The organism is Salibacterium aidingense DSM 18341 (assembly GCF_000429685.1).
GTDB classification, from domain to species: Bacteria; Bacillota; Bacilli; order Bacillales; family Marinococcaceae; genus Salibacterium; species Salibacterium aidingense.
In genome coordinates this window covers 1-19,287 of record NZ_AUCI01000038.1, presented here as the reverse complement: position 1 = coordinate 19,287, position 19,287 = coordinate 1, and the positions used below count along the sequence as shown (strand labels likewise).

General features: G+C 43.7%; 20 protein-coding genes. 6 read left to right on the top strand and 14 right to left on the bottom strand.

From position 1 onward, the window contains the following. From G475_RS0121225 to G475_RS25940, 9 genes are all read right to left on the bottom strand, one after another. The coding region (locus tag G475_RS0121225; protein ID WP_026702971.1) for an aldehyde dehydrogenase family protein at positions 1 to 220 on the bottom strand (220 nt) is incomplete at its 3' end. A 48-nt stretch (positions 221 to 268) separates the two neighbouring features. After that, entirely contained in the window at positions 269 to 934 is a 666-nt protein-coding gene (locus G475_RS0121220) for an RraA family protein (protein ID WP_051302813.1), read from the bottom strand. 37 nt (positions 935 to 971) lie between these two features. Beyond that, positions 972 to 1,688 carry a FadR/GntR family transcriptional regulator gene (locus G475_RS0121215; protein WP_026702969.1) on the bottom strand — a complete coding sequence of 239 codons (717 nt, stop codon included), beginning with the start codon at positions 1,686 to 1,688 and terminating at the stop codon, positions 972 to 974. 31 nt (positions 1,689 to 1,719) lie between these two features. Next, positions 1,720 to 3,204, bottom strand: coding sequence for a tripartite tricarboxylate transporter permease (locus tag G475_RS0121210; RefSeq protein WP_026702968.1), 1,485 nt, complete (start codon positions 3,202 to 3,204; stop codon positions 1,720 to 1,722). A 15-nt stretch (positions 3,205 to 3,219) separates the two neighbouring features. Then, positions 3,220 to 3,630, bottom strand: a complete 411-nt coding sequence (locus G475_RS28135) for a tripartite tricarboxylate transporter TctB family protein (protein ID WP_026702967.1) — start codon at positions 3,628 to 3,630, stop codon at positions 3,220 to 3,222. Between the two features lie 121 nt (positions 3,631 to 3,751). Continuing rightward, positions 3,752 to 4,801 carry a Bug family tripartite tricarboxylate transporter substrate binding protein gene (locus tag G475_RS0121200; RefSeq protein WP_026702966.1) on the bottom strand — a complete coding sequence of 350 codons (1,050 nt, stop codon included), beginning with the start codon at positions 4,799 to 4,801 and terminating at the stop codon, positions 3,752 to 3,754. After that, on the bottom strand, positions 4,798 to 5,418 hold the full coding sequence (locus G475_RS0121195) for a DAK2 domain-containing protein (protein ID WP_026702965.1): 621 nt from the start codon (positions 5,416 to 5,418) through the stop codon (positions 4,798 to 4,800). The genes G475_RS0121200 and G475_RS0121195 overlap by 4 nt, the downstream gene beginning before the upstream one ends. Then, positions 5,415 to 6,431, bottom strand: a complete 1,017-nt coding sequence (locus tag G475_RS0121190) for a dihydroxyacetone kinase subunit DhaK (RefSeq protein ID WP_026702964.1) — start codon at positions 6,429 to 6,431, stop codon at positions 5,415 to 5,417. The genes G475_RS0121195 and G475_RS0121190 overlap by 4 nt, the downstream gene beginning before the upstream one ends. A gap of 137 nt (positions 6,432 to 6,568) precedes the next feature. Beyond that, on the bottom strand, positions 6,569 to 7,468 hold the full coding sequence (locus tag G475_RS25940) for a dihydrodipicolinate synthase family protein (RefSeq protein ID WP_035712322.1): 900 nt from the start codon (positions 7,466 to 7,468) through the stop codon (positions 6,569 to 6,571). A gap of 409 nt (positions 7,469 to 7,877) precedes the next feature. On the opposite strand from G475_RS25940, the gene G475_RS0121180 reads away from it, so the two are divergent. Together G475_RS0121180 and G475_RS0121175 are read left to right on the top strand one after the other, a co-directional pair. Next, a complete protein-coding gene (locus G475_RS0121180) occupies positions 7,878 to 9,419 on the top strand; it encodes a PTS transporter subunit EIIC (RefSeq protein ID WP_026702963.1) in 1,542 nt (513 codons plus the stop codon). 1 nt (position 9,420) lies between these two features. After that, the gene (locus tag G475_RS0121175; protein WP_035712318.1) at positions 9,421 to 10,119 is read left to right on the top strand and encodes an N-acetylmannosamine-6-phosphate 2-epimerase; all 699 of its coding nucleotides are present in this window, start codon (positions 9,421 to 9,423) and stop codon (positions 10,117 to 10,119) included. A 284-nt stretch (positions 10,120 to 10,403) separates the two neighbouring features. On the opposite strand, the gene G475_RS0121170 is transcribed toward G475_RS0121175, so the two are convergent. Further along, on the bottom strand, positions 10,404 to 11,210 hold the full coding sequence (locus G475_RS0121170; RefSeq protein WP_026702961.1) for a MurR/RpiR family transcriptional regulator: 807 nt from the start codon (positions 11,208 to 11,210) through the stop codon (positions 10,404 to 10,406). Positions 11,211 to 11,751: 541 nt separating this feature from the next. On the opposite strand from G475_RS0121170, the gene G475_RS27435 reads away from it, so the two are divergent. Continuing rightward, on the top strand, positions 11,752 to 11,898 hold the full coding sequence (locus G475_RS27435) for a hypothetical protein (protein ID WP_156911838.1): 147 nt from the start codon (positions 11,752 to 11,754) through the stop codon (positions 11,896 to 11,898). Positions 11,899 to 11,938: 40 nt separating this feature from the next. On the opposite strand, the gene G475_RS0121155 is transcribed toward G475_RS27435, so the two are convergent. Further along, positions 11,939 to 12,310 carry an aspartyl protease family protein gene (locus G475_RS0121155; protein WP_051302812.1) on the bottom strand — a complete coding sequence of 124 codons (372 nt, stop codon included), beginning with the start codon at positions 12,308 to 12,310 and terminating at the stop codon, positions 11,939 to 11,941. A gap of 8 nt (positions 12,311 to 12,318) precedes the next feature. Then, positions 12,319 to 12,579: a hypothetical protein gene (locus G475_RS0121150; RefSeq protein WP_026702959.1), complete on the bottom strand. Its 261-nt coding sequence runs from the start codon at positions 12,577 to 12,579 to the stop codon at positions 12,319 to 12,321. A gap of 209 nt (positions 12,580 to 12,788) precedes the next feature. Between G475_RS0121150 and G475_RS0121145 the strand changes: the two genes are divergently transcribed. Continuing rightward, positions 12,789 to 13,709: a prenyltransferase gene (locus tag G475_RS0121145; protein ID WP_026702958.1), complete on the top strand. Its 921-nt coding sequence runs from the start codon at positions 12,789 to 12,791 to the stop codon at positions 13,707 to 13,709. Between the two features lie 164 nt (positions 13,710 to 13,873). Here G475_RS0121145 and G475_RS0121140 read toward each other — a convergent pair whose 3' ends face one another. Both G475_RS0121140 and G475_RS0121135 read right to left on the bottom strand, forming a co-directional pair. Further along, positions 13,874 to 15,379, bottom strand: a complete 1,506-nt coding sequence (locus G475_RS0121140) for an AMP-binding protein (protein ID WP_051302811.1) — start codon at positions 15,377 to 15,379, stop codon at positions 13,874 to 13,876. Beyond that, positions 15,376 to 16,227 (bottom strand): SDR family NAD(P)-dependent oxidoreductase, encoded by an 852-nt coding sequence (locus G475_RS0121135; protein WP_026702956.1) that lies wholly within the window; start codon positions 16,225 to 16,227, stop codon positions 15,376 to 15,378. Before G475_RS0121135 ends, G475_RS0121140 begins: the two co-directional genes overlap by 4 nt. Before the next feature lie 356 nt (positions 16,228 to 16,583). Here G475_RS0121135 and G475_RS0121125 point away from each other — a divergent pair, with 356 nt between their 5' ends. Both G475_RS0121125 and G475_RS0121115 read left to right on the top strand, forming a co-directional pair. Further along, on the top strand, positions 16,584 to 17,591 hold the full coding sequence (locus G475_RS0121125; protein ID WP_026702954.1) for a Gfo/Idh/MocA family protein: 1,008 nt from the start codon (positions 16,584 to 16,586) through the stop codon (positions 17,589 to 17,591). 427 nt (positions 17,592 to 18,018) lie between these two features. Beyond that, positions 18,019 to 19,236 carry an IS110 family RNA-guided transposase gene (locus G475_RS0121115; RefSeq protein ID WP_026702953.1) on the top strand — a complete coding sequence of 406 codons (1,218 nt, stop codon included), beginning with the start codon at positions 18,019 to 18,021 and terminating at the stop codon, positions 19,234 to 19,236. Positions 19,237 to 19,287 lie beyond the last annotated feature (51 nt).

Genomic DNA, 19,287 nt, shown 5'->3' with positions numbered 1-19,287 from the left:
TGAACAAATAATTCCCGCGGGCGGGGGCGCCGATTTTTTTCCATTCTGTTTTTGCCTTATCGGCAGCTGCAACCGCGTTATCAAGATCTTCTTTTCCCGATTTCTGAACTTCTCCGACTGTTTCGCCGGCATCTGCCGGGTTGCTGCTTGTTATCGTCTCTTTGGAGGCTGCTGCTTTCCACTCTCCATTAATGAGATTCAAGAATGTTTGTCCGTCCATAAACATTTCCTCCTTTTCTTTCTTGTAAATTCTCATGACATCCTATTATTAGAGAATGCCGTACTTTTCAAATACTTCAGAAACTTTCATTCCTTCCAATATCTTATCCCGGACCAAATTCTCACCCTCTACTTTTTCGGTGGCTTTCTTTATCACTTCCTTTTCTAGGAACGATGGAACAATAACGACGCCATCGATATCGCCAAAAACTAAATCTCCGGGATGAATAGTAACTTCTCCGCACTTTATAAGAACATCATAATCCAAAACCTCATTTCTGGCATATGAATCTGTTGGCCGAAATCCTCTCGTAAACAATGGAAAGTCCTGTTTCAGTAAACGAGCAGCATCCCTTGCATAGCCATCAATAACTGCACCTCGGCCGCCGGAAACCTTTACAGCAGCAGCCATTAATTCTCCAAAAAAAGCAGAGCGGGCGGATCCCCCCACGTCCCCTATGAAAACATCGCCAGGATGAATACTGTCCAATACTTCCAATTGCTTTTTGTATGGATGTTCCGGTTCTCGATGAACATCGGCAGCCTGGACCGTTCTTGCCCGGCCGGTTATACTCATGTCCCGTCTAATAGGACGGATGGAAGGTATCATCGTTTGATTTCGATATCCCATAGAATCTAACACATCTGAGATCACAGCACTGTACAAACGTTCCTTTATTTTTTCGTAATAATCGGGGGAGAAATCACTTTTCAAATTCCAAACACTCCATTCTTCCATTGTTCAACCAGGCTTATTTTTCTATATCTGAATCGGCAATATATTGGACTGTATTTATTACATCATTCTGGGACTCCAATATATGTTTTGTCATCGCATTGTAGGCCTTTTGATCATCTCTGTTTTTTAAAGCATCCAGAATGTTTTGATGAGCTTTGATCGCCAGGTTGGGATTCGCCGGCGGCGATAAAGCTCTGCTGCGGTATTCATGTAATCTTGGAATGAAACTATTATAGATAAAGCGCAAGCCGTCATTCCTACTGGATTCTAAAATAGCCTCATGAAAAGCTTCATCCGCTAAAACAATTTTTTCGGCATCTTTTTTCTCCAATTCATTCAAAAACTGGGAGTAGAGCTTTTCCAGGTTATAAATTTCTTCCTCCGTCATTTTATTCGCTGCTAACCGTGCTACAAAAGGTTCGATTGCCAGTCTTACTTCGATTAGTTCCTGAATTTTAAAACGATTGTTTTGAAACCATTCAAAAAACTTCTTCCGGTCAAAATCTTCTTTATCCATCACATAGGCGCCTTTTCCCCGCCTTATTTGAATATAACCTTCCGCTTGAAGCGTAATGAGAACTTCTCTAATGGTTTGTCTGCTGACGCCGAGATCATTCACTAATTGGTTTTCTGGAGGAAGACGTTCTTCTGGATTCATTGTAATAATCTTCTGCTTCAAAACTTGCAGCGCTTCTTCTACCACAGGCGTTCTCGATAGTTTTTCAAACATGAAAATCCCCTTCTCACTTCCTTGTTGTTTATTATTGTAAATTGTTCTGGGACGTTTTTCTAGCAGTTGACCACAAAGATGAAATAATCGTCAGCAATGCAAGGGACAAAAATATTACTGTGATCGGACGACTATACAAAAAGGACAAGTTCCCTCCCTCCAACACCATGGCACGACGGAAATTCTCCTCAATCATTGGTCCTAAAATGATACCTAAAATGATAGGGGATAAGGGGACATTCAATTTCGTCATAAAATATCCAACTACACCAAATCCCAGCATCACAAAAACATCAAACATGGAATTGTTCATGGAAAAAGAACCTATCCCACATAAAACCAATATAATCGGCATTAATATTTTTGTATCCAAGCTTATTATTTTGGCAAAATAACGGACGAATAGCAACCCAAATAGCAACATAAACAGATTGGCGATCAGCATACCTGCAAACAATCCATAGACGAGGTCAGAGTCCGACGTAAATAAATTTGGCCCCGGCTGCAAACCATGAATTAAAAAAGCCCCTAACATGACAGCTGCCGCGGCATCTCCGGGTATGCCAAACGTTAATAAAGGGATCATCGTTCCTCCTGTTACCCCGTTGTTACCTGCCTCAGGAGCTGCAATTCCTTTTAATGAACCCTTTCCAAATTGTTCTTTATCTTTGGACCAGCGCTTAGCTTCATTGTAACTTACAAAGGCTGCTATATCAGCACCTGCACCGGGAATGGAACCTATCATCGTTCCAATCGCTCCGGAGCGGATCATTGCTGCAGCTAAAGAAAGTGTTTCTTTCACTCCAATAATTTTTGTTTTTATTTTTTCTTTTATTTTACCAGAGCTCTCCCCTTTATCCTCCAAGAAAAGAAGAACTTGAGAAGCCCCAAATAAACCAATTAATACAGGAATTAGATTGAAACCATTCATTAGCGCTGTCCTATCAAATGTATACCTTGGATAGGCTGATACAGGATCCATCCCCACCATAGCAACCAATAACCCCAAACAGCCTGCCATCAGTCCTTTTAACACTGTTTTTCCTGAGACACTTGCAATGATACTTAACCCAAAAAGAGCTAGCGAAAAAAATTCGGCGGCACTAAATTCTAAGGCAATTCGCGCCAGCAAAGGAGAAAACAATATTAATGCAGTCGTACTTATAATGCCGCCCACAAAGGAACCTACCACGGAAGTACTTAATGCTTTTCCTACTTCTCCTTTTTGAGCTAAAGGGTACCCATCAAACAAAGTTGCTGCCGCTGCAGGTGTTCCCGGGATTTTTACAATGATGGCTGCAACAGAGCCCCCATAGATAGCTCCAATAAAAACACTGACCATCAGTACAATAGAAGCCACCGGGGTAAGGCCAAAGGAGAAAGGCAAGAGTAATGCAATCGTCATGGTAGCAGTGAGACCTGGAAGAGAACCTACTAGAATTCCAAGAGCCACACCAACAATAATAACTAGAATGTTGGAAAAGGTGAGTATTGTTTGAAAACCTTCAAGCAGCATTTTTCTCCTCCTGACCTAAAATAGTATTTCCGGAAGCCTAATACTGAATATTTCATAAAATACATAAAATATTAACGAGGTACTGAGCAAAGGCACCACGAGGTTTTTTTTCCAATCACGAAGACCGAGGCTCCACATGAAAACAATCATAAAAACAAGGGTCGATATGAAGAAACCAATGAGCTGCATGGCGTAGAAATACAGCATAAAGAAAAGCAGTCCCGCAATTACTCTTAAACATTTTTGACGTGAAAAAATAGCAGTGTCTCCATTATGCTGTCGAAATGTTGAAACGATCTGTAACAAACTCAATAGGATCGTTAACACAGCGACAAGGATTGGGTAAAACCGCGGTCCTACTTCATTGGGAATATTATCAACAAAATCTTTTGTAAAAAAAATAGCTGCAATGGATAATATAATCATAAAAGCTGAGAAGGAATAATTACCTGCGCGAATACCAATCACCTACTTTTCAAAAGGGTGGGGAAAAACAGCGTTTATATGACAGAGGGGGATCGCCCCCTCAAAAAATTTCATATTACAATTACTGCTCTGCTTTTTCATTAGCAATTTCTATAATGGGTTTTAATGTTTCTTCATCCGCCTGAATCATTTCTTTAAACTCTTCGGAATTATAGTAACCTATTCCAAGGAAGGATTCTTCCATAAAATCCTGGAATTCTTCTGTTTCTACGGCTTCTTGAATAGCCCCTTCAAGCGTAGCCACAATACTATCCGGTGTTTCCGGTGGAACTGCTACTCCGCGATAGGTTCCGCTCTCAATAGCATATCCTTCTTCTTCAAAAGTCGGGACATCTTCAAACCCGGAAAATCTCTCATCAGCCATTACCGCGAGTGGTCTTAAATCGCCGGATTCCACCTGTGATTTTACTTCTCCTGGATTATAAATGCCAAAGTCGGCGCCTCCACCCAGTATTTCCGTGATCGCTGGTGACGCTCCCTGATAGGGAACAGTATTGAATTCCACATCGGTATTTTCACTAAACTGAATTCCGTAGTAATTTGGCACAGTAGAGGCGGCGAAATTCATTTCACCCGGGTTATCTTGTAAAGCCTTAATTAAATCATCTACACTTTCATAGTCCGATTTCCCAGAAACCACTAATACGGCCGGGTCTTCATTGACATTGGCAACATACTTGAAATCCATCGGTTCAAATGGAGCCGTTCCCTGAAGTGGGAGCGAGACAACTTCTCTGGTTACCAGCGTTAACGTGTGGCCATCGGGCTCCGCATTCAACCCTTCATTCATCCCATTCGCTCCGGAACCTCCCTCTCTGTTTACTACTGTGATTTCCTCATCGAGGATCGGTGCGAGGGATTCAGACAATACTCTCGCTACAGAATCGGTACCCCCTCCGGCAGCAAATGGAACAATAATTTCAATCGGTTCCTCCGGATAGTCCGAGTTCGTCTCCGCATCCGCTTCAGATTCACCATTGGAGTCTTGTCCTTCACTTCCACCCGTTTCCCCATTGTCCCCTCCAGTCTCTTCATTTCCTGTATTATCGGCACATGCTGTAGCACCCAATAATAGGAATAGTACAGTAAGCAGACCCATTACTTTTTTCATGATTTTTCCCCTTTCTTCTCTTCATATTTAACCCAATCTGCTAAAAATTGATACGTTTTGTAACAAAGCCAGGCACCACCGTCCATATTCCCTTTGGCTCTATCGCCCATCCAGCTGGATCTTCCTGTTTTAGCATTGAGATTTTTCGTCTTTTCTGCTTCTGCCTTTGCAGTACTTGCAGCTTCTTTTAAAGCGATAGATACTCCTTGATCAGACGCTTCTTCAAACGCGTTTACCGCCGGAATAAATGCATCCAATAACGTCTTGTCACCCCGTGATGCTTTCCCTCTTTTCATTATTTCTTCTATCATTGTTTTTTGGATGTCGCTCCACTCTAAACGATTATTTTCTTTTTGCTGTTTTCCTGCTTTGATCATGGCAGAAGCTATTAATATTCCCATGGTGGACGGGGCTGCTTTTCGAAATGCCTTCCCCCCTTCAACCAACCAATCAGGTATGTTCTTCGTATTTTCTGCCTCTACCTTCAATGCCTTTGCTCCGCCAACCATCGTATTGCCAAGATCTCCATCTCCCTGGGCAGCATCCAGTTGATTCAATTCATCCTTTATTTTTTTTATGAACTCATAATATTCATTCACTAAAAGGGAAAGAGTCATTTGCTTCCTCCTTCTTCATGCCGAATAAATGGGGAGTAAGCCCCCGCTTCCAATAACTCTTTTAACTCTTCATCGACTTTGCACATCGATATAGAGCATCCCCCCATTTCAAGTGATGTAGCATATTCTCCAACTTTCATGGAATAGATAGAAATTTCATAAGAGTGTAACAATTTATTGGTTTCATTCGCTACAATATATAATTCTTCTAAGGGAGTTGCACCGGCCCCGTTAATGAGGACAGCCACTTCTTCCTCTGCTCTCACGTTAATATCACTGAGCAAACGGTCCACGATCTGTTTCGTAATTTCTCGCGCTGTTTGTAATGTGTCCCTTTCTATACCAGGTTCTCCGTGGATTCCCATTCCAATCTCCATTTCATTTTCACCGATTTCAAAAGTGGAACGCCCGGACTCAGGAATAGTGCATGGTGAAATCGCCACTCCCATTGTCGCCAGATTTTCTGCTGCTTTTTCCGTTACTCTTTTTATCTCTTTCAACGAGTGGCCTTTTGCTGCAGCAGCTCCAGCTATCTTGTAAGCGAAATAGAGACCGGCTACACCTCTTCTCTCCTGCCACTTGTCTCTTGACGCCGAGGCAATATCATCGGAGATAATAACCGATTCGGTCTTTATATCTTCGTCTTCAAGCATATCTTTAGCTACCTCAAAATTCATCTTATCTCCAAAATAATTACCATATAAAAAAAGAACTCCTTCGCCGCCTTCAATTTCCCTTGCTACTTCATACATCGTATCTGCACTTGGAGAAGTGAATACGTTTCCTACCGATACTCCATCGGCCAAACCTTCCCCTACGTAACCAAGAAACAAAGGGAGATGTCCCGCACCGCCGCCTGTTGCAATGGCAACTTTTCCTTTAGCAGGAGCGCGCCTGCGAACTACTCCTCTTCTGTCATGTTGGGTGAATTTAAGTGCATCCCAATGGGTGCAGATAATTCCTTCTAATGCTTCATCCACAAACTGATCTGCAGTATTCATTATCTTTTTCATCAGCCGCCTCCTGATAACGCTTACATTTAAGGTTGATTAGAAAGCGCTTCCCTTACATGAAGCGGTGTTGACATGTCAAACGTTTTACTATTCCTCTTCATGTAAGAAAACGCCACAAATTTAAAGAACACATGAAACTAGTTAGAAACTGGAGCTTTCGCTATTCCTGCATGATCGAGAGCTTTGCTAATAGCATCCACATTTTCGTCGGTGATGGGGTGAAATGGACTCCGTGGCTTTCCTACATTAAATCCTCGCTGCCTGAGGACTTCTTTTGTTCGTGATGGCATATTATTTCTATCCATCGCTAACCAAGTTGGAAGCATTTTATAGTGGATTTCTTTTGCTTTTTCAAAATCTCCTTGTTCACACGCTTCCCATTGCTCCACACATAATTCTGGAAGTACTGTTAAAATAGCTGCAATGGACCCCTCTGCTCCAAGAGCGTAGGTTGGGTATAATAATGCGTCTACCGCACTCCAAACGATTTGTTCTTCAGGAAGTTCCAGCATCATCTTATTTAAAGCATGAATATCACCACCGCTTTGTTTAATTCCAATGATGTTTTTAATTTCCGCCAATTTTTTCATGCATTCAGGCGTGATCACAGCGGTGGGCACAACGTTATAAATGATAATTGGCAATTCTACCGCATCGCTGATGGCTTTATAAAACTCGTAATGGGCATCATCATCAGGCAAGAAATAGTGTACTGGAGTTATCATCAAATAATCGGCGCCTGCTTCTTTCGCCACTTTCGCGTATTCAATCGCATCTCTGGCAGAGTCGCGTATAATCCCTGCGATAACTGGAACTTTTCCCTGTGTTTCTTCCACTCCTATTTCAACTAATTGTTTGAGTTCTTGACTTGACAAGGCATGGCCTTCTCCTGTGCTGCCACCAATGCTGATACCACCGATATTATTTGATAGAAGATAACGAAGATGCTCTCGAAACAGTTCGATATTTATGCTTTCATCTTCATTAAATACTGTAACTGCCGGTGGAATAACCCCTCTTAATGTGGAAACGCTCACAAAAATCCTCTCCTTTTTTGTATGTTGTCTGACAACTGTTTACAAACTTATTATAATTGCAGTTGTCTGACAAGTCAATGGATTTTTTGAAAATTTATAATCAAACATAAGATGAAACTTTTCTCAGTGGGGGCTTTCTCTTCTGCTGATGGTTTTAATACGTTTATTAGAGACATGTTGAGCCGGAAAATGTCCTTTATTTCCTAGAGCCATACCAGCTAACAAAAGGATGCCTTGAGCCTGCGCGAACTCAAGGCATCCGGGAGTTTCACGAACGCTTGGACCAGGATAAATAAGGTCAATAAACTCTACCGTGACATTTCCCTAAAGAATTTTCAAAAAAGTCTTGATAAAAACCATTTTCATAATTAAAATATTTATGAAAACCATTTTCCTTAGGAGGATTGTTATGAAATCTGCTTTCTTTGAAAAAGCCCAGCGATTTGGGAAATCTTTTATGCTTCCTATCGCTGTGCTCCCTGCAGCTGGGCTGCTTCTTGGGATTGGCGGAGCTTTCAGCAATGAGGCCACGATTGAGGCCTATCCATTTCTGGATCAGCCATGGCTTCAGGCTATTTTTATTACTATGAGCTCTGCCGGGGATATTGTCTTTGCCAATTTAGCTGTTATTTTCGCCGTGGGGGTAGCGATCGGGCTTGCACGTTCAGATAAGGGAACAGCTGGCCTCGCAGCCATGCTCGGATACCTTGTAATGAACGCCACGATCAATGCCATTTTAACCATTACAGGAAATCTTGCACCGGAAGAAGAAATGGCAGAAGTCGGGCAGGGAATGCTGCTAGGCATCCAATCTTTAGAAACCGGGGTATTCGGTGGGGTTGTCGTGGGTCTCATGACGTACTGGCTGCATAACCGCTATAACAAAATTGAATTGCCTCGTTTCCTTGGATTTTTTGGCGGTTCACGATTCATTCCAATTATTACCGCCTTCAGCTCCATTATTCTTGGTCTTCTTCTTTATATCGTGTGGCCTTCTATTCAATCTGTCATATTCTCCATGGGTGGACTTATTGAAGCGACAGGCTATATCGGAACCTTGATTTACGGTTTCATTCTCCGCCTTTTAGGACCATTTGGCCTCCATCATATATTTTATATTCCGTTTTGGACAACGAGCCTGGGAGGAACTATGGAAATTGGCGGTTCCATCATCGAAGGCACCCAGCGTATTTTCTTTGCGCAGCTGAGTGAAGGCAGCGTTGATCAGTTTTTTATCGGTACCGCCCGCTTTATGTCAGGCCGCCACATTACTATGATGTTTGGCTTGATCGGAGCTTGTCTTGCTATGTACCATATGGCAAAACCGGAAAATAAGAAAAAAGTATTTGGGTTTTTATTTTCGGCTGCATTGACTTCCTTTTTAACAGGTATTACAGAACCTATTGAGTTTTCCTTTTTATTTCTTGCCCCTCTGTTATACGTAGTACACGCTTTTTATGACGGGCTGGCGTTCATGCTTGCTCACATATTTGAGATTACTATTGGACAGACGTTTTCTGGCGGATTTATTGACTTCGTGCTTTTCGGGGTATTACAGGGGAATGACAAGACGAATTGGATGATGGTCCCTGTGATCGGTGTGCCCTGGTTCTTCTTGTACTATTTCACTTTCCGGTTTGCTATCGGAAAGTTCAATTTAAAAACACCTGGACGGGAAGAAAAAAATGAAGCTGAGATGATGGAAGGCACTGAACGAGCCAAAGCTATTTTAGATGGTCTCGGCGGAAAAATCAATGTGAAAGATCTTGATTCCTGTGCCACCAGACTTCGGGTAAGTGTTTATTCGACTGAAAATATATCCAAGGAAAAACTAGAACACACGGGAGCTAAAGGAGTAGTAACAAGCGGTAACGGTGTCCAGGTCATTTACGGACCTGAAGTTACTGGTATTAAAAACGAAGTAGAAGAAGCGATGGGAGAGAATGATTAGAATGACGCATCCCTTACTGCATCAATGGAAAGACCAACTGATTGTGTCATGCCAGGCTTTAGAAGACGAACCCCTGCATTCCTCTTTTATTATGGGGAGGATGGCATTAGCTGCAAAAATAGGGGGAGCCGCAGGCATTCGTGCAAATTCTTATGCCGATATTGTAGAAATAAAACAGCATGTAGCTCTGCCAGTGGTTGGCATCCGTAAAAACGTTTATGAAGACAGTGATGTTTTTATCACGCCAACCGAAAAGGAAGTGAAGGAGATAGTGGACTCTGGGGCAGACATGCTTGCCTTAGATGCCACCAACCGCATGCGGCCAAACGATGAAAAAATAGATACACTCATGGATACGGCTCGAGGGAGGAACAAGGAAATAACGTTGATGGCAGATATTTCAACGATAGAGGAAGCACTCAGCGCCGAAGAGAAAGGATTTGACTGTGTCTCTACCACACTTTTAGGATACACAACCGCAACAAGAAATCAGGCCGTTGCCGACAACGACTTTGCGTTTCTCGAAAAGCTGCATCAGAACCTTTCTATCCCTGTTGTGGCAGAAGGAAAAATAACAACACCTGAGATGGCCCGCCGTGCACTTGCCAAAGGGGCACACTGTGTTGTTGTAGGAGGGGCTATCACCAGACCTCAACTCATTACGCACTCCTTTTATAAAGCGATAAATAAAGAAATCTAGATGTTTCGGAGGGAGTTAAGGCTGATTGGCTCACCTCCGAAGACATATATTTTTTTAAACGCTGGAAGTATCGGAATTTGGAGCACGGAACGGATACTTTGTTCTGCTATATTTGGGAACTATTGCTGGGTTCACATTATAACTAGAAATTTACGTATCTACTTCATAAAAAGGATAATAACGAATCAGACATCCTCCTGCACTAACACACCGTTGTTGGTTGCAGGCCTTCTCAGGTGAAGTCAGAACACTGATTTTAAATAGCATGGTCATTTGGCCCTAGCTTAAATTTTTTTTAAGCTGTTTAAGGCATTAACCGTTTTTTCATAACGAATGGCTGCTTCTGTGTTTTGTAAGAGCATCATCGTCAGGATGTCCAACACATAGATCATAGATAACTGTGAATTTAATAGTCCTTTTGCCTCGTGTATTTTTAAATTTGAAGTGAAGAGCAAAATATCAGAAGTTCTGCTTAAAGGCGTTTGGTCGTAGTTTGTAATACTGACTACTTTAGCACCTTGTTTCTTTGCGAACTCACAGGCTTCTACAACCTCTCTGGTCTGTCCGGAGTTAGAAATAGCTAAAATTACATCGCCGCTTCCAAGAATCGAGGAATTAATCACCATAACATGAGCACCGGTATGAGCATCTACTTTGTAACCCATTCGTAAGAGTCTTTTTTTCATTTCTTCTGCTGTTAACCCAGAACTTTCAATCCCATAAATATGTATAGAATCTGCCTCATTCAACCAATTCACCGCTGTCTGCAGACGTTTTTCATTCAACAGCCGGCGAGTAGACTGCATAACCGTATCATAAATTTCATCTACACTCCCAATGATTCCGGACGTCTCCACGTCTCTTTCCACAACATCCCTCAGCAGTATTTTTAATTCAACAAAATTTTCGCAGCCTACTTTGTGGCTGAAACGAGTAATGGTAGCTTCGGATACCCCGATATTATCTGCAAGTTCCCGAATGTGTATATTTAGGAGGTTTTCTTTATGCTCCATGATGTAATCGGCTATTTTTTTCTCCATTTTACTGAGCTGAGGATAGTTTACCTGGATGTGTCCAATAATGGATGTCATGGAACGTCTCCTTACCTGCATAATTTTCTTTATTCTACCATAACTCCAATGAACTATTAAAAGGTTTCTCATTTCCTCATCTTAACGGTTGCCGATCTGTGGACATACCCTTTCTATTTTCCCTTAGCTGTGGACACCATTTGTTCACGCAGATTTAAAACTTTCTTTTCTAACTCTTGATCTGAATACTTTTTGTCTTTCACTTATTTCACCTTTTATGTAATTTTAGCAGTACAAATATAATTGTATACAAGTGAATTGTTTCGACAGAGAAAATTATTAATCAACAATCTTATACTCAAGCGGCAATTAACGTAAGGTAATTCGGTTTCAGTTGCCGCAGCTATCACCACACTGCCCTATATTTTCTGCCCTCTACTGTACCGATACTGTCATATAACTGCCTGAAATCCTCCCCACTTCTTTTCTCTAACTTTAGCAGTCGGGTATTTGGAACGAAGGAAAGAGGGTTCTCATTTTAAAAAACTGGATAAAGGGGTATGGGTTGGAGTATGATGGGAAAAGAAAGGAGAGGCTGAACGTGGATCCTCTTTCATTGATTATACTCATTGTGATGATTATCTTTTTATTCCCGCTCATTATGCGCGGGGTTGGTTGTCTTCTGCGCATCGTTGCCGCTGTGGTGATTATTATTGGAGCCTTGATCCTCTTGGGAGTATTGTTATAGGTGGAGCAGGGCCTGGAGCATTTTCCCGGCTCCCCTATCCCTACCTGGGGCCAACCCACATGTGATCAAAGTCAACGACCAGCTTATGATAAAGTAGAAAATCATTTCCAATAATGGCGTCAAAACCGTATAGATTTCGTATATCACCGAGCTGCATGACAAAGTCAGTCAGTTCGAAACGATCAAAGGTGATCCTAGGCACGATTTGTTCAATACAGATTTCAGTGCCGCCGACTCCGTACATCTTGCGAAGAACGGCCCCTTCCAAATCCAGCAGAAATCCTATTTCTTCGGCCAGATCTGTATCTACAATCGTTGCCGCACATCCGGTATCTATCAAGACACGGTGACAGCGCTTACGAAAACCATTATAGTCTAGCACCATAGAAACGACCGGCAGCGAGTCCGCCATCTTTATCTTCATATGTGCCGGCGGATGCCAAAGTAAGGCTGTTCCATTACTTTGATCGTTTCATTATTAGTGTGGAAAATATATAATTCACGAGAAGGATTGTCTTCATGCAATTTTTTATATGCTTTCCAGGCAGCATTGCCGTTTTCAAAATCATCAATCACCGACATGTCTTCTATTATTCTTTCATGATGAGAGGTATAAGCGTCAAGTGCTTCTATTAAAACGCATCGATCGGGGAACTGCTGCCGGACTTCCTTCCATCGCAAAGATAATCCCCCCTAATTTGTCATTGTTTGCTCTATTATATCATGTTTTTATCAAAGAAAAGAAGAATCTTACCGCTTTTTCAACGGCATGAAACGCGAAAACTAACATATTATTCTTTCAGTGGGAATTTTATCTAAACTAATTCCGTCCCTATGTTTTTCCTCTATATAGAGAGGGAAGAACTGATATTGGAAATGAGTGATATAGGATGATACCACACACACAAAGTGCTGTAAAAAATGGAATACTGCTGCTCCGCTGGATTGCCGTGATTTCCTCTAGTGTGGCTGCCATCATATCCACGATGCTTCCGTTATATTTCCGCATCCCTGCCGGGCAGTGGATTGCTTTATTTCTGCTGCTTGTATTTGGCGCCTTTTTGATACATGGCGTGCTGACCCATATATTAAATGATTATACCGACTATTTATCCGGCACCGACGAAAAGAGTCCGGCGATTTTGTCCGGGGGCAGCCGGGTTATTCAGACGGGTGCCATGTCCGTGGAGACATTGGGCCGGATTGGGAAATGGCTGACGATCCTATTGATGGCGTCCGCAGCTGTATTACTCATGATGGGATATTTCCGTTTAGCCCTCCTGATTATCGTTGGGGTCTGGGCCGCAGCTGCTTACTCCGTACCGCCGCTTCGGCTCAGCTATTATCCACTCGCAGGTGAATGGCTGTGTACATTTCCGTCTCTGCTGTTTTTGGGATTTGGCGGTGCCTGGCTCGCCCTTGGCACGATTCCGGAATGGGCTATGCAAAACGCTGTTATTAATGCACTCATCTGCATTGCCTGGGTAATGGTTCATCATATCCCTGATCTGAGTGCCGATGCGGGCGCCTTCCCGAAGAAAAATACGACTGTTGTGTGGGCGGCAGAAACACTGGGGCTGCCATTCTGCCGCCTTCCAGCGATTATCTATTACCTGCTTGTGGGTGGCTGTACGTTTTGGCTCGGCCTCGAACGGCTGACCGCCAGCCTCGGACTTGCGGCATCAGCTGCTGCCGCCATCGTCCTGATTGTAAAAATGAACATCCATGATCCGGAAGACGTGTCGAATGTAGAAAAAATCCTGCTTCTGCTCGCCATTCTTACCGCGGTCTGGCTCGGAATCTTTGTGTAAAGCCGGTGGATGATGCTTCTCATCGTTCCGCCGGCTTTTCTTCTTATTCCGGTGTATTTTCTTATTGTGTCGAGAATTTACTAATTGTCCCACGTTCTTTCTTTATCATCTCGTTATGTTTATTAATTGTTCCATGTTATTTTCTCATCGTCCCAGAATACTTATTAATCTTTCAGTTGTGACTTATCCACTTTTCCAAGTGGAGTATAGGGGATTTCACTGACAAACACGATTTCCTTCGGCATTTGAAAGCGGGCGGCTTCAGAACGCAGCCAGAGGCGGAGTTCTTCTTCTGTCAGGACCGCGCCGAGGGCAGGCTGGATCCAGGCTTTCAGCCGTTCGCCAAATGGCTCATCCGGTATTCCCGCGACGGCGGCGTCTGCGATGCGGGGATGGTGCTGGAGGAGCTGCTCGATTTCGATGGGATATACATTTTCTCCGCCGGAGACGATCCGTTCTTCGGAGCGGCCTTGTAAAAAATAATATCCCTGGAGGTCCCGGCTCGCCAGATCCCCTGTACTGATCCAGACAAAAGCTTGATTCCGTGCGGAAGCATTGTTTTGCACAAACAGCTCGCCATCCTCCTCTACCTTCATTTTCACTCCGTGTATCGGTTTACCGATGGTAGACAAAGAATAGCGCAGCTCAGATGGAGAGGCGATCGTTAGGAGTCCCGTTTCGGACGTGCCGTACAGGTTATACAATACTGGCCCCAGTCTTCGGATTACTTTATCGGCAAGGTCCGGGGAAAGGGGCGCCCCTCCGGAAGCGATGCAGTCCAGCGGGGTCAGGCTGTCCGGATCGGTTTCCATCAATTTATACAGCATGATCGGAACGACGGTCATGACCTCGATCTGATAACGGCGTATTACCTCACAGGCTTCGCGCGCCTGAAACGTTCTGCGGATCACGATTTTTTTCCCTAAGGCTGCAAATAGGAGTAACACGGCGATACCGTAGCCATGATAAAGCGGCGTTGCGATATAGGCGGTCTCATATTTTCCAAGCTTGAGCCGGGAGAGCATCGATAAAAACGGGTTTAGATAGGAAAAAAGAGATGGTTGGTGAGGTGCTTCTTTTGGTTTTCCTGTCGTTCCTCCGGTCAACAGGACCAGGCTGCCCATGGACTGGCGGGGAATCCGCTGGGTTTCCCGCCCCGCCGCTTGAAGCAGGCTCGGAATCGAAGGATCCTGTTCCCTGGTACTGCACACCTTTTCCCCTGCATAGGAGGATGTCACTACCTCTTCTGCCCTGGAATCATACACTAGCAGATCAAAGGAATATTGCTGTACATATTGGCGGAACCCCTGCCTGCCGATTTCCGGATTCAACAGATAAATGTCGGCCCCCACCCGGGAGGCAGCGAATATCGTTTGGATGAGCCGAGCGTGATTTTGACACAAGACGGCGATCTTTCTTCCATTTCTTAAACCGTAACGATTGTAAAAGACAGCAGCCAGGGTCCCGGCCTGAGACCACAACTGCTGATACGTGAGGGTTACTTCTTCCTCTATTAATGCTTCTTTTTCCCCATACCTGCGTTTGGCAAAATCGAGCAGCGCCATTACGTTTATTCCGTGCTGCAGGACCGCGGCCGCTAAGCTGAACATGCCTTTTGGAGTGAGAGCCTTCATTTGATATAACACAGAGAGGAGTTTAGCGATTTTCATTGATCCTTCCCCTTTTTCCTCACCAGTCGCTGCATGGCTGGTTCGAAGAGTCGTCTTCCAAACAAGGAAGCAAACTCGGCAAAAGGCAGCCACCATGGCCTGACTTTTTTCTTTTTTGTGTAGAGGGCCCGCCTGATTATATCTGCGGCGTGATCAGCTGTTACTCCAGGAATGTTTTGATAAACGGCGGTCGGCTGGATCATTGGAGTGCGGACGAGCGGCAGATAGATGGACGTAACGGCCACGTTCTTTTCCCGCAATTCCGGCGCAGCTGAGCGGAGCCAGGCATCAAAGGCCGATTTGGAAGCCTGGTATGCAGCCCCATACGGTACCGGGAGCAGCAGAGCATTAATCCCAGAAATGTTAATAATATGCCCGTGCTTCCTTTCCAGCAAAGGGATCAGGGAAAGAAGCAAATGCACCGGAGCGAGATAATTTATATCCATCGTCCGCGTGAAATCATGGTAACGGTTCAGGGAATCCTCAATGGAACGCAGAATCGAATGCCCGGCATTACTGACGATGATGTCCAGTCCGTCCGGAAGCGCAACGAGATAAGCCAGCAGCTTTTCCCTTTCTTCTCTATGCCGAAGATCTACTGGATAAATGCTTGCTGTAGCAGTTTCTTTTTCTATTTCCCTTTGCACATGGTGGAGTTGTTCTTCTCGTCTCGCCACCAGGATCATCTGTACCTCCTGGCCGGCCAGCTGATAAGCCAGCTGTTCCCCAATACCGGAACTGGCCCCGGTGATAAGAATCGTTTTTCCCCGAAGCTCCGAGCTCAGCTTTTTTTCATTTATGGGTGCCGGAGAAAATAACACATTGTTCCAAACCGAATTCGCAGCCATAATGACGTCCTTTTTCCCTTGTTTTCTATATTATTTCAGGATTTACTTAATCTCACAAGTTGTCTCTGTTATGATATGATGATTTTAACATAAAAAAGAGTGGATTCAGAAAGGAGAGAAAAAGTGAATACAGGAATACCGGCGGCCGCTGCACAAATCCACAAGGAAGTCCAGGACAATTCTACCTTATCGATGATCTCCTTTTGCAGGACGAGCGGCCCCGGAACCATGCAGGAAAAATAAAAAATGTGATCCATCATTTACAGTGCCCCACCAATCTAACCACAACCAAACTCGACAGGTCCACTGGATTAATGATTGTGGTAAGAACATAAACAGAAAGGAAGAAGGATCTTATGAGAGAAGTGAAATGGGGAATCATCGGCTGCGGGGATGTAACAGAGGTGAAAAGCGGTCCGTCTTTTAACCTGGCGGAAAATAGTTCGTTAGTCGCCGTGATGAGACGGAATACGGAACTTGCCAAAGATTACGCCAAACGCCACGACGTCCCGAAATGGTACGACAAGGCGGAAGACCTTATTGCAGATGAAGAAGTGAATGCGGTCTATATCGCAACACCGCCGGCCCATCACAAACAGTATACGATCATGGCCGCCGAGGCCGGTAAACCGGTCTATGTTGAAAAACCGATGGCGTTGAATACTCAGGAATGCCGGGAAATGACTGAGGTTTGCAAACAAAACCACGTCCCCCTTTTCGTCGCCTACTACCGGCGCACCCTGCCCCGCTTTCTAAAAGTGAAGGAGCTGCTTGAGCAAGAAGCTATCGGAGCCATCCGGTTTGTCTCCATCCAACATACCCAGCCCCTCACAGAAAAAAACGATAACGGCAGGTGGCCGTGGCGGGTGGATCCGGAGATCAGCGGCGGCGGCCTGTTTTTTGATCTTGCTTCCCATACGCTTGACCTGTTCGACTATCTGCTTGGCCCCGTCACCGATGTCAAAGGTTTCGCCCGGAATCAGGCCGGAGCGTACCCAGCCGAAGATACCGTAAGCGGTGCCTTTCTCTTCGAAAACGGTGCTGCCGGTACCGGCATCTGGAATTTTTCCTCCTACCAAAAAGAAGACATCAACCGGATCGTCGGAACGAAAGGAGAGATTATTTTCTCTTCTTTTGATGAAAAACCGGTCACACTTCTCACCGGAACCGAAACCAAAGACTATATCATCGAGCAGCCGCGTCCGATCCAGCGGTATCTCATTCAGGCGATCGTCGAGGAACTACTCGGAAAAGGAACCACAGCTCCGAGTACTGGAGAAACGGCCCTGCGCACGAACAGAGTCATGGATGAACTCGTAAAGAGGTACTACCAATCGCTGCAGAAAGAACATGCGGACATTTAATCGCTTATTTCCCTTTTTTGCGGGTTTTTCCAAGGAACTGCGGACATTTGTTCCACTATTTGCCCTTTCTGCCCATATATCAGGGGCCATTTCAGCCAATAACGGCACAGATGTCCGAGCTTTCTCAAAATCCACCCTTTAGTCACAAATAAAGGAATATATGTCCTGTTAAAAAACATACTAAGATTAGTGGGTAAGGTCATCGACGGGTGGCTTTACCCACTATTTATTTGAGATATAGTGAGAAGGGAAAGAAAGCCCGACCAAAGCCTCAAGGATTGCGAATCCGAACAAAAAATCGGGTTTCTTCCCTTTCATTTTTGAATCAGGTTTAAGTATGTTGGGGCCATAGAGCTCGTGTATAGGAAATTAGAATCGAAATGAGTAGGGGAAGATCTTTCAAAACAATAAGGAGAGAGGGAGAGTAGTGGCATTAATCATTGCTTTAGACATTTCAATGGGGAAAAGCTACAAAGTCTTATACGATGGTCAAACGTGTCTTTCAGAAGGAGAATTTCTTCATAATAGGAGCGGTTTTCAAGTACTGCTTGATGAAATTAGCAGCCTCTCAGAAGAACCTATTCTCGTTTTTGAATCAACTGGTATTTACTCCAAACCAGTAGAAACTTTTTGTCAAAAGAATCATTTGAAGTACTGCTTATTAAACCCTCTTGAGGCAAAAAAGCAACTAGAACAAGGAACGCTCAGAAGCTGGAAAACAGACAAACAGGATGCTCATAAATTAGCACAAACTCACCAACGAAATGACCGGCCAGAAAAAATCCAACAATCAAACATTTATCATGAAATCCGTGATCTTTCTCGGTTTTATCAAGAAATGGAAGAGGAGATAAAACGAACACGGATGTACTTGCATCATGCCATCCAGTTAAGTTTTCCTGAGCTGGAGCGATTCTTTACAAGCAGGGTTACACTTTATGCCTTAACCCTTATAGAATTATTCCCCCATCCAGAACTTGTCCTACAAACGAGTAAAACAAAAATCAAAAACCTTCTGAGGAAAAGTACCGCCAAAAAGATTTCGGAAAATCGAGCCAAGGAAAAGGCTAGTCAAATGATCGACTACGCTTTGGAATCTTATCCAGCTGTGTCCCCACACAGTGTTCAAACTCAAAAAGTTCAATATTATGCACGACAATTGCATTACCTCTTAGAGGAGAAAGAACAAGTTTCTGAACAATTGATTGCCAACACCAAACAGCTTTCAGAGTTTAAGATCCTTACAAGTTTCCCAGGTATTGGTGAAATTAGTGCAGCGCTTCTTATTGGTGAAATTGGCGACCTTTCCCGCTTTTCAAATCATAAAAAAGTGAACGCCTTTATGGGTATTGATATTAGAAGATTCCAATCCGGAAAATATAAAGGTCAAGATCGCATTAACAAACGAGGCAATCCAAAAGGAAGGAAAATTTTATACTTCATTGTTCGGAATATGATTCGCCAACAAAAAGCAGCGTCCAATCATATCGTGGATTATTACTATAAATTAAAAAAGCAACCTAATCCCAAGAAGGATAAGGTTGCCACTGTAGCTTGCATGAACAAGCTATTGAAATGTATCTATTCCATGGTCAGGAATAATACAAAGTACGATTACTCGCACGCGGTCTCTATGGACCAGTAATATATTAATATTATACCACGTATGCCTCCGTTTTAAAAAATGAATTACTGA